Annotated in this window: 3 protein-coding genes; all 3 read right to left on the minus strand. The window is 64.3% G+C overall.

From position 1 onward, the window contains the following. The coding region (locus tag AC1D2K_RS32840; protein WP_478094384.1) for an FkbM family methyltransferase at window positions 1-964 on the minus strand (964 nt) is incomplete at its 3' end. A 21-nt stretch (window positions 965-985) separates the two neighbouring features. Then, a complete protein-coding gene (locus AC1D2K_RS32845) occupies window positions 986-1633 on the minus strand; it encodes a DapH/DapD/GlmU-related protein (RefSeq protein WP_478094386.1) in 648 nt (215 codons plus the stop codon). After that, window positions 1623-2774: an aromatic ring-hydroxylating oxygenase subunit alpha gene (locus tag AC1D2K_RS32850; RefSeq protein WP_478094388.1), complete on the minus strand. Its 1152-nt coding sequence runs from the start codon at window positions 2772-2774 to the stop codon at window positions 1623-1625. Before AC1D2K_RS32850 ends, AC1D2K_RS32845 begins: the two co-directional genes overlap by 11 nt. Window positions 2775-2927: the final 153 nt, after the last annotated feature.

A 2927-nucleotide genomic window follows, 5' to 3' on the forward strand; every position in this document is an offset into this window, starting at 1 on the left:
CTTGAAGCGTCTTGGCTTCGAAACCCTCCACATCCATCTTGAGGAACGTGAGCTTCTCCAGCTCGTCGTCGAGCCTGGCCGTTTGCACGACGACCGAACCGGCGGCCGAGACATAGCTGGAGACGGTGCCGGTTTCCATGAACCTCAAGGTCTGTCGTCGACTCGAGACGGCCTTGTTGATCGGGCGGAAGTTGGGCAGCGCCAAAGGCGACACACGCTGAAGGAACTCGAAGTTGGCTCGATCCGGCTCGAATGCCGTGATGCTGCCGTAGCGATGACCGGTCGCGCCGAGGAACTTGGAGACGATCGGGCCCTGAAAGGCGCCGCAGTCGCAATAGTGTTCGTTCGCCCCAAGCTTGAAGGTAGAGGGCGAGGCGTAGCTCGAGAAATACTCGTCGATGGGATTGGCCCATGTCGCAAGCATGTGCGAGCGGTCGTAGGTAATCCGGAAGAGCAGGTTTGCGTACAGCGTGGCGCGACTGTGATCGTCGGCAAATCGGTGCGCCAAGCGGAGGAAATCGTCGAGGCGTTCAAGGGTCTTGCTGCGATAGACAGAAGCCAGTTCGTACACCGACACCATGCCCAGTTGTGCCTGGGCCGCCACGCAGTCCGCACGCTCGACACCGGCTTGGCGGCACAGCTCCACGGCCAGGGCTCTGTCGACCGGACTTTCTGAAAAGTCGATCGCCACGGCACCCGGGTGTTCGTGCGCGCGCGCAAGGAATTCGGCGGTGGTCCAGCGGGGTGCGCCATGGAGCGCCGGGTCGGTCGCAACGTCGTCCACGACGGCGATGAGACCTTGTGCGGCCGCCGCGATGGTTGGCCCGTGTGTCGACCCCAACAAGCTCAGCGGGGAGAGGAAAAACACGGGGCGCCGCTCAAGCTCCGCGACCCTGGGTTCCGCGGCCTCGGAGGCCGTTTCAATCAGCTGAATCCTCAAGGATTCCGAAAGTGCCGAATACATGCGTGGTCCTTGGCAGCAAGCTCAAAAAACGGGAACGGTCCCGCCACCTTCGATGACCACTGCACCGGTCGGAAATGGGGCGGTGACAAAAGTCTTGTCGGGCAGGGGAATCGCCCGCCTGCCCGGCAGATCGAGGATGCTTTGGCGACCGACCACCACCCCGTCGTCCAGGATGACGCCGCGCCCGAGCGTCGCGTTGGCTCCAATCCGGGCCTCGGGTCCGATCTGCACGCCATCGGCGATCCATACGGAAGACCCGAGCTGAACCCCATTGCCAATCAAGGCACCGGCGCCGATATGGCTGTTGAAGCCGATCTTGCAGCCGCTGCCGACGATGGCTCCCGCGCCGACGGCACAGTTCTCGCCGAGCGCGGCCGTTGCGGACACCAGCGCGCCGCGGCACACCAGCGGCGGCAGCCTGAAGCCACGGCCCTTCAGCTCACCCATCAGTTCGAGCCGCCGGAAGTTCAGGAACTGCGGGCCCCAGGCGACGAAGGCCGTCGCATCGCGGGGCGAAATGTCGGCGAGTATGCGGAGGTCGAATCGATAGTCGCTGTCCTGGCCGATATCGATCGCTCGCAGAGCTTCATCCGGCGCCACCTCGGCCCAGCTTGCCAGCGCCCATGCAAGCAGTGCGCCGCTGCCGATCACGTATTTTTCAGAGGGCATGGTGACCCTCCATCACGTCCATGTACCACCGCTCGACCGCCATGTTGGCGAACTCGTAGTCGCCCAGCGTCGCGCGGGGCGCGCCCGGACGCAGGCCGGACTGGACCTTTTCCATGATGTCGATGTCCTCGCGCAATACCTTCTCGGCGCCCTCGAGATGCGCCATGAGTACCGCCGCCGAGGTGGGATAGCGACGCTTTTTTTTCGCCGTGACGTAGTAGACCATCAAGTCCGTTCGGCCAGCCGACACCGGCTGATGGTGCTCGATGATGAAGGAGTAGCCCCCCGACCCCGAAGCAATGTGCAGATTCGGGAAGACCAGCCAGTTGAGGTACCAGTCGTCGCTGCCGAAGCGCTCGACATTGTCGTGCCAGGCATAGTGCGGCATGGCCTCCAGGCGCTCGTTGAGGCCGCCGCCGCTGAAGCCGCGCAGCCTGGCGAGATGGCCGTCCCGGCCGGTGCTGCCCTGCGCGTGATAGACATGCGAGTCGGCGATGGCGGGTTCGTCCATCTGCGCCTGGAACTTGACGTTCTGGTAAAGCGTGCGCGGATGAACGAAGCGCGGGTGCAGGCTGTCGCGCAGGTTCTCGTAAGCCAGCTTCCAGTTGAAGCGCGCCTCGAATGTGGTGACCAGCACCTCGTCGTCGAACTGTTCGGACGCCGCGCGGAGCATCTCGAGTGCCGGGATCGAAAACTGGTCCTCGATCGGCATCGGTTGCTCGCTGAGGTTCACGAAGACCAGGCCTCCGATACAGGCCAGTGCGAAGCGCCGCAGCCGCAGGCATTCGCGCTCCTGTTTGGGCAGCCGGTAGGACTCGTCATGGAACGGAATGTTGTCGACCCCGCCGTCGGAGCGGTAGCCCCACCCGTGGTAGCCGCAGACCAGCGGCCGCACGCCTTGCGGCTGCTGCTGCAGCGGGTTCTGGCGGTGCAGGCAAAGGTTGTCGAAGGCGCGCAGCTCGCCGTTGAAGTTCTGCACCACCACATCGACGCCGCAGATGCTGCGGCGCACGAAGGCATTGTGTTTGCCCAGCAGCATGCGCGGCGCGACGAACTGCCACAGCGGACGCATCAGCAGTTCGCGCTCGCGGGCGAACCAGGCGTCATCGGTATAGGCCTCCGCAGGCATCAGCGATTGCATGAGATCTTTCCTAGCGCCGCTTTTCGAAGCTGTAGCCAGCGCCAATGATCCGCGCCGGCACGGCGAATTCCGGAGCCATGAAACTGCCGGGCGCCAGGTCCCGGCTCCAGGGGCCGGCGCTGTCGATCAGGCAATGGCGGCCCATGCGCAGGC

Source organism: Variovorax sp. P1_H12_2 (assembly GCF_056405335.1).